This is a genomic window from Paucilactobacillus wasatchensis (genome assembly GCF_000876205.1).
GTDB lineage: Bacteria > Bacillota > Bacilli > Lactobacillales > Lactobacillaceae > Paucilactobacillus > Paucilactobacillus wasatchensis.
Map to the genome: position 1 here is coordinate 48,740 of NZ_AWTT01000006.1, position 8,288 is coordinate 57,027.

The 8,288-nt window shown below is 40.6% G+C and carries 7 protein-coding genes and 1 pseudogene; 4 read left to right on the top strand and 4 right to left on the bottom strand.

Features of this window, described 5'->3' with window-relative positions:
- Positions 1 to 1,071: a 3-phosphoserine/phosphohydroxythreonine transaminase gene (serC, locus tag WDC_RS02105; protein WP_044010167.1), complete on the bottom strand. Its 1,071-nt coding sequence runs from the start codon at positions 1,069 to 1,071 to the stop codon at positions 1 to 3.
- Positions 1,072 to 1,736: 665 nt separating this feature from the next.
- On the opposite strand from serC, the gene trpX reads away from it, so the two are divergent.
- From trpX to WDC_RS02120, 3 genes are read left to right on the top strand one after another with little or no spacing between them, the layout of a single operon-like run.
- Complete coding sequence (gene trpX / locus WDC_RS02110; protein WP_044010168.1) at positions 1,737 to 2,729, top strand: tryptophan ABC transporter substrate-binding protein; 993 nt, start codon at positions 1,737 to 1,739, stop codon at positions 2,727 to 2,729.
- Positions 2,726 to 3,625, top strand: coding sequence for an ABC transporter permease (locus WDC_RS02115; protein ID WP_044010169.1), 900 nt, complete (start codon positions 2,726 to 2,728; stop codon positions 3,623 to 3,625). The genes trpX and WDC_RS02115 overlap by 4 nt, the downstream gene beginning before the upstream one ends.
- Positions 3,618 to 4,382: an ABC transporter ATP-binding protein gene (locus tag WDC_RS02120; protein WP_044010170.1), complete on the top strand. Its 765-nt coding sequence runs from the start codon at positions 3,618 to 3,620 to the stop codon at positions 4,380 to 4,382. The genes WDC_RS02115 and WDC_RS02120 overlap by 8 nt, the downstream gene beginning before the upstream one ends.
- A gap of 148 nt (positions 4,383 to 4,530) precedes the next feature.
- On the opposite strand, the gene WDC_RS02125 is transcribed toward WDC_RS02120, so the two are convergent.
- Complete coding sequence (locus WDC_RS02125) at positions 4,531 to 5,484, bottom strand: aldo/keto reductase (protein WP_044010171.1); 954 nt, start codon at positions 5,482 to 5,484, stop codon at positions 4,531 to 4,533.
- Between the two features lie 120 nt (positions 5,485 to 5,604).
- Between WDC_RS02125 and WDC_RS02130 the strand changes: the two are divergent.
- Positions 5,605 to 6,474: pseudogene (locus WDC_RS02130) on the top strand (NAD(P)-dependent oxidoreductase); the annotation flags it as partial.
- 147 nt (positions 6,475 to 6,621) lie between these two features.
- Here WDC_RS02130 and dagF read toward each other — a convergent pair.
- Positions 6,622 to 7,362 (bottom strand): 2-dehydro-3-deoxy-phosphogluconate aldolase, encoded by a 741-nt coding sequence (gene dagF, locus WDC_RS02135; RefSeq protein ID WP_044010173.1) that lies wholly within the window; start codon positions 7,360 to 7,362, stop codon positions 6,622 to 6,624.
- Positions 7,363 to 7,376: 14 nt separating this feature from the next.
- A partial coding sequence (locus WDC_RS02140; RefSeq protein ID WP_044010174.1) for a DgaE family pyridoxal phosphate-dependent ammonia lyase occupies positions 7,377 to 8,288 on the bottom strand: 912 nt, incomplete at its 5' end.

Genomic DNA, 8,288 nt, shown 5'->3' on the forward strand with positions numbered 1-8,288 from the left:
TTAAAGTCCTCCATGATTTAATTCAAATTGTTGCAGCTGCTCAATTAATGCATGCACACCAGCGGTCGGCATGGCATTATATAAACTAGCACGCATACCACCAACTAACCGGTGACCTGCCAGACTAATCAGACCATGGTCAGCAGCAGTAGCGATAAACTGTTGGTCCAGTTGTTGATCGCCCGTTCCAAAAACAATGTTCGTCAACGAACGTTCAGCTGCAGGGATGGTATTATTAAATAACTTGGAATTATCGATGTAGTCATATAGTAAATTGGCTTGTTCCTGGTTTTGTTGATAAATAGCTTCTACACCGCCAAATTGTTTTAACCATTGGAACACCAGTCCAGATGCATAAATACAAAACACGGGTGGAGTATTCAACGCAGAATGCTTTTGCTCTTCAAGCCAGTAGTCCATAATTTGAGATAGTTCAGGGTGACTAGCTAGTCGTGACTTTTTCACGATCACCACCGCCATCCCCGCGGGACCAATGTTTTTTTGTGCGCCAGCATAAATTAAATCAAACTGGTTCACATCATATGGTTCTGCCATAATATTAGACGACATATCAGCAACTAACGGCTGAATTGTCTCAGGAATTTGATGATAAGTTGTACCTTCAATCGTATTATTAGTAGTCACATGTAAATAATCCAAATGATCACTATTTAGTGCTTGGATGTGGGGAAGACCACCCTTTGGGTCACCAATCCAATCTACTTTCAGTCCATCAATTTTTTGGGCTGCTTCCATTGCTTTTTGCGCCCAGTGACCAGAGTTCATATATGCTACGTGGTGAAATTGGTCAGTCAGATTTAAAGCGATATTAGTGAATTGCAGTGTGCCACCACCTTGCAAAAACAAAACTGCGTAATCGTCACTTACATGCATTAAATCACGTAGATTCTGTTCAGCAATTTGTTCCATTTCAGTATATAGTTGTGAGCGGTGGCTAATTTCTAAAATACTCATACCACTATTATTAAAAGACTTCATTTCTGCTTGAATTTGATCAAGTACTTGCTGTGGCATTACGCCTGGTCCAGCCGAAAAATTATAAACTGTCATCTGTCTGCCTCCCATTTCAATTGTTTTTATCATACTTGTCCCATTAATTTATGCAATTGATTTATTAATCAATTTAGTCTTAAAAGAGATCAAAAGACCGTCTTATTAAGCTTAAACGCCCATAAAATTAAAAATATAAAATTATTTATTTTTATAGATTTAACTTTTAAACTGCTGATTAGCCAGCAATAAACCACGTTTTAATCCAAATATAATAATTTTTATATTAAGATTCACCTGTAAAATTAGAAATTTCTCATTGACAACATCAATTAATTTAAACTATACTTATTCACATCAAGACGACGTAGGGAGATTAGTCCAATGAAAACAGCCACACAACAATTGAATAATCGTTGGCAAAGCCGGTAATTCAGGTTATGTGTGTTTTCATCACAGATATGACCTGATTCATCAGATTATATCTGTGCCGACTTATTTCAGTTATATTGAGTCTGCATGGATTCCTCAATGCAGGCTTTTTCTTTTGTCATTAAGAAGGAGTCACCGTAATGGGGACTCCTTTTTATTTTGAAACTAGCTAGTATGAGAGCAGGGTCTTGGTTAACACGTTTATTGAACACATCTCATATTAATAGTGATTTTTATGAACCTATATTATCAGCAATTATTATAAAATTTGTAAACGAAGGTGGTTAATAATTATGAAACGAATGTATGCTTTTATAGCAATCATTTTAGTTTTTCTCGGCTTTGCCTATTTTAAAGAAGGTGGTCTCGTAACTAAACAAAAGACTCCCACAGTTGGGATCTTAACTCTAATGCATCAGCCTGCGTTGGACCAAATTCATAAGGGCGTGGTTGCAGGGCTCGCTAAAGAAGGTTTTCATAATGGTAAAAATATCAAAATTGATTACCAAAACGCTCAGGGCGACCAGAGTAATCTAAAAACAATGAGTTCCAAATTAGTAGATGAGAATAATGATGTTTTGGTTGGAATTACCACCCCTGCTGCTCAGGCACTGGCCAACACAACCAGCAAAATTCCAATTGTCTTAGGTGCTGTTACAGATCCTAAATCAGCTGGCCTGGTTAAAAATAATAAAAAACCAGGTGGTAATATCTCCGGGATTTCTGATCAAGCACCGTTAGAAGAACAACTGCAGTTGATTAAAGAGTTCATGCCCCACTTGAAAACGCTAGGAATTATTTATACTTCTAGCGATAACTCGGCTGTGACAGAAGAAAAGAAATTCGTGGCGCTATGTAAGAAAGAACACGTTAACTTAAAAACTTATTCCATTTCAAATAGTAACGACCTTAATCAAGTATCCCAAGAAATGATGAGTCAAGTCGACGCCGTGTTCGTACCAACTGACAACACGATTGCGGGAGCAATGCAGACCCTAGTTAAAAATGCAGATGCTGCCAATAAACCTGTCTTTCCAACCGTTGACACAATGGTCAAAGACGGTGGCGTGGCGACTTACAGTATCAATCAATATAAATTAGGTGTTCAAGGTGGTCGCTTAGCTGGCCAAATTCTGAAGGGCAAAAAGAAAACTGCCACGACTGCCATTCAATATATTCGCCACGGCGAACCAACATTAAATCTGAAACAAGCCAAGAAGTTAGGACTGCACGTCCCAGCCAAATTCTTGCATGAAGCACAAAAAGATGGGGAGGTCTTCAAATGAATTTAATCGTTTCTGCAATTGGACAAGGCCTACTGTGGGCCATTTTAGGACTCGGATTATTTTTAACCTTTAGAATTTTAGATTTTCCCGATATGACGGTTGAAGGCACATTCCCGTTAGGGGCGGCAGTTGCCGTTACAGCGATTGTGCATGGTATGTCACCGCTAATGGCGACGCTGCTCGCATTTGTCGCTGGTATGATTGCAGGTTTAATTACAGGTCTGCTTTACACTAAGGGGAAGATTCCGATCTTACTTGCTGGAATTTTAACCATGACGGCCGCCTATTCAATCAATTTACGCATCATGGGCAAATCTAATACGTCATTGCTCGGACAAAAAACATTGCTGAAAGCTAAATTTTTGGCTAGTTTACCGACCTATTTTGACAGTGTCTTACTGGGCATGATCGTCATTGCTGTTATCACTATTATTTTGATTTTCTTCTTGCAAACTGATTTGGGGCAAGCATTTATTGCCACTGGTGATAATGAAAAAATGGCTAAATCATTGGGAATTCACACCGACAATATGAAAAATATGGGGCTGATGGTTTCCAATGGAATGGTTGGTGTGTGTGGCGCATTAATCGCACAAAGCAATGGTTATGCCGATATCAACATGGGCATCGGAACAATCGTTATTGCATTAGCTTCCATCATCATTGGTGAAGTTGCATTTGGTGAACTGACTTTAAATCAGCGGTTAGTGGCCGTCACGCTAGGGAGCATTATTTATCGGTTAATTCTACTGGCCGTGTTGCAACTTGGCTTCAGTGCTAACGATCTAAACGTGCTTTCATCAATTGTATTAGCTTTGTGCATGATGTTGCCTCAATTCAAAAAAGCCTTGCACTTAGACCACGTTTTATCAAAGGGGGTTAAGGTTGATGACTAAACCAATTTTGGTGCTAAAAGATATCGTTACTTTGGTTAACAAAGGAACGAGTAGTGAAACAAGAATTTTAAAAGACTTAAATCTAACAATTAACGACGGCGACTTCATTACGATTGTCGGTGCCAATGGAGCTGGTAAATCAACTCTCTTCAATGTGATTGGTGGTAACTTACCGATTGACGCAGGCAAATTATTATTACATGAAACCGACATCACGAATGAAAGCGAAGAAGAACGGACTAAGTTTCTCAGTCGAGTATTTCAAGATCCTAAATTAGGAACCGCACCACGAATGACAGTTGCAGAAAACTTGTTATTGGCGCTTAACCGCGGTGCTAAACGCCGATTAAAGCCGCGACAATTAAAACAACACATGAATGAGTTCACCAAGTTGGCCGCAACTATGAATAACGGCTTAGAGAATCGAATGGATACAGCAACCGGTGACTTATCAGGCGGGCAACGCCAAGCATTGAGCTTTTTGATGGCCACTTTAAAACGCCCAGATGTAATCTTACTTGACGAACACACGGCTGCATTGGACCCACGAACAAGCCAAGAATTACTACACGCCACCAACCAGCGGATCAATGAAGACAATCTGACAGCACTGATGATTACACATCACTTGGAGGATGCCTTGAAATACGGCAACCGCCTGGTTGTGTTGGACGATGGGCAAATTAAGGCAGATTTCAAGGGCCCAGACAAACAGAAACTGACGATGGAGCAATTGTATCAATATTTCGAAGTGTGAACGCCCGCGCATAGATGTGCGAGATATGACAAAGAACCCCAGTACAAGCAGCACACTTGTACTGGGGTTCTTTGCCTTATCCATTTGCCATCTACTTATGTGACTACATTAACGCAAACGAATTATCCAGCTAAAATTTATTGATACTCTAAGGCAGCACGTGACCAGCTGCAAAATAAATATCATACCATTCTTGCTTTTCCAGCTGTACATCCGCTCCAGCAATGCTTTCTTTCAAATGATTAGGATTCATTGAACCCAACACAACTTGAATATTTTGTGGCATTCGCGTAATCCATGCAGTGGCAATGGCATTCTTCGTCACAGAATATTTATCTGCTACGGCCTGTAACTTATCGTTTAATTCAGGAAACTTAGGGTTATCAATGAAAACACCTTCGAACATTCCGTATTGGTAAGGTGACCACGCTTGGACATTCATCTTGTGAAAGCGTAAGTATTCCAATAATCCACCATCATGGTCAAGACTATCAGCATCGGTCATGTTAACATGCATTCCACTATCAACCATGCCTGTGTGCATTACACCAAATTGAAGTTGATCAACTAGCAGTTTTTGATTGAGGTGACTTTGTAACATGTCGATTTGACTGGGATTAAAATTAGAAACGCCAAAATGTCGGACCTTGCCACTTGCTTGCAATTCGTTGAAGGCTTCAGCAATTTCTTCTGGTTCCATCAGTGGATCTGGGCGATGTAACAAAAATGAATCTAGATAATCGACACCTAACCGTTGCAACGAGCCATCAACGGCATCCAGCAAATGCTGCTTCGAAAAATCATAGCGTTGGCCAAATACAAGGTCCCCCTTGCTGCGACTATGATCCAGCACAATCCCTCCCTTTGATTGAACATACACATCATCACGTGTGAACGATGCATTCTTTAATGCCTTACCAAACACTTCTTCCGAGCGACCGTCCACATAAATATCAGCTGCATCAAAAAAATTAACGCCAGCATCATGCACCGTTTCCAACACTTCAGTAGCATCGGCGCTGCTTAGTGACCCCATTCGCATTACACCCAGTGCAATTTGCGAAGCCCCAAGTCCACTTTGACCCAAATTAATTGTTTTCATTTTACCTTTGCGCTCCCTTATTTGTATTTTCAGTCACAGTGTAGCACTAAATTTTAGTTTCGTGGTAGGATAATGACGGAAGTAACAGTTGACATGCATTAATATTTTAAGGAGACGGATAATATGAAAATTGGGTTTATCGGTACCGGGGTCATGGGCCACGGCATTATCACTAATTTAATTAAAGCTGGCCATCAATTAACAGTTTATAATCGGACCAAGTCAAAAGCTGATTCATTAGTAAAATTGGGGGCTCGTTGGGCGGACACTCCTGCACTAGCAACTAAGAATAATGATGTTGTCTTTTCAATGGTTGGATTTCCTGCAGATGTTGAAGAAGTTTATTTCGGCGACGATGGTATTTTTGCCGCCGCCACTGCAGGTCAAATGATTGTCGATATGACTACCAGTACCCCCTCACTAGCCATTAAAATTGGTGGGGCAGCTGACAAACACGGTATTTTAGCATTAGATGCGCCAGTATCTGGGGGCGATGTCGGCGCAAAAAATGCCACCTTAACCGTGATGGTCGGTGGGAATCAGTCTGCATTTAATCAATTAACACCTGTGTTTAACCAACTAGGTCAACGCGTCCAATACTTTGGTAGCTACGGTGCCGGCCAACACACTAAAATGGCTAATCAAATTATGATTGCGGGCACCATGACCGGGTTAACGGAAATGTTGCTTTACGCCCAAAAAACAAATTTAGACTTACCAGCTGTATTGGCAACACTCAATTCTGGTGGTGCAGCTAACTGGAGCATGGCAAACTATGTACCTCGAATCTTAAAAAATGACTACACACCTGGCTTTTTCGCCAAACACTTTCTGAAGGACTTACGTATTGCACTGGATGAAGCTGATAAAATGGGGCTTGACTTGCCAGCAACTCGTCAGGCCAAAGAGCTCTATGAAAAGTTGGTTGATGAACGCGGTTTGGGCGATGATGGAACTCAAGCATTAGTCAAGTTGTGGTGGGAAAACTAACAAGATCGTACAAATTTGGTATCAATGCCAAGTAAAACAATCCAAAAAAGCAGCCTAAGATTAACGATTCTAGGAGAATAGATTTATTCTCTTTTCCTAGAAACTAATCTTAGGCTGCTTTTAAACATTTTTTAATGTCAAAAACACTTAAGCTAGAATGTTTTTAACAATTTCATACAGTTTCTTCACATCTTCTGGCTTAGTATTACCAGTTGATTTATCAATAATAGAACTATAAACGTGCGGAATGATTTGGTTAACGCCTGCATCGACAGCAATGCGTACGATTTCTTCAAAATTATCTAATGTAATACCACCAGTTGGTTCGAGGTTAAAGCCCGCAGCCGCACAAGCTTGTGCAACAGCTTTAAATTCTGCTTCATGTTCCAGCCCATGCATTGGGAAAAACTTAACTGAAGTACCACCCATATCTTGTAACAAAGCAATCGCTGTCTCAACCGGAACCTCGGCAGCAGGTTGTTGACTACTCTTAGGGCCGGTAGCAATGTTGACAAAACCAGCCTTGCCAGTTGGTGACATCAGACCATTTACCACAGTATCACTTTGGCCAAGCAGCGCACGGCTTGTGCCGACACCTGTAAAGACTTGGTTAACGTGTTGTGGTTGCAAAACTTGGGAAACTCGGCTAACCATTTCTGATTGATTTGGATCGCCGGCGCCTAGGCCAACTGATAATGCATTGTTTGTTTCTTGTTGGTATTTTTTCATATCTTCAATGGCAGCTTCATCACGATCATAGTTTTTGGTTAAAACACCCAAAACCACATGTCCTTCAGCAGCCTCGTAACATTCTTTAGCATTCTCAACGGAATTGGCTAAAACATTCAAACAAATTTTGTCATCTAAATAATTTGGTTTTAATTGCATTGTATTAACTCCCCTTATTTCAAAATTTCATTCAATCTGGCAATGATGAGATCCATTTCTTCGGCATCTACAGCACGAATATCAAATTCAATAATACCAACGTTGGCACGGTATTCACGAGTATAAATAGCAGGATTACCTTCCTTTAATTTTGCAGTAACCTCTTCTGCATTTAGTGGTGAATCCTCTGTAACTGTGACACTGGCACGATAAATATCCCTACCAGCACCGTCTTGAACTTGTTCAGCCTTGATACCGTTGATCTTGTTTAAATTAACCAAGAACGGTGCTAACCGCGCCTTCATCTTTTCACCATTTTCGGGACCAAACTTTAAATATTCCTCAATGGCTGCAGTCAATCCAAGGATATTATCCTTGCCAATCTTCATAGCACGGCCAATGCCCAGGCTCTGCAAGCGAACCCATTCAATATACTTTTTCTTACCATAAACAAGTGCAGAAGCAGGTCCTTCTAATGATTTAGCACCACTAAAAATGATAATATCTACTCCTAGGTCAAGATATTTGTGCAGATCTTCTTCTGCAGCCGCATCCAAAATAAGTGGTAGATTGTGCGCATGTGCTACTTTGACAGCATCGGCAACTTCTAACATGCTCTTTTGAACAGCGTGGTGACTCTTAACATACAACGCTGCCGCTGTATTTTCAGAAATCATTAAATCTACGTGCTCTGCTGAACACATATTTGCATACCCAGCTTCAACAACATGACCGCCACCAAGACGAATCATTACTTCTTCTGGAGTACCGTAATCAACGTTTTGGCCTTTGGGCATAACAATCTCACGTTTAGTAATTCGATCAGTTTCTGAATGATAAGCATGATACTTACTTCCCTGTCCAATCACACCTGCAACGGCTTGTGCAATTCCAGCAGATGGATTGAAGTCAATATTTGAGACAGA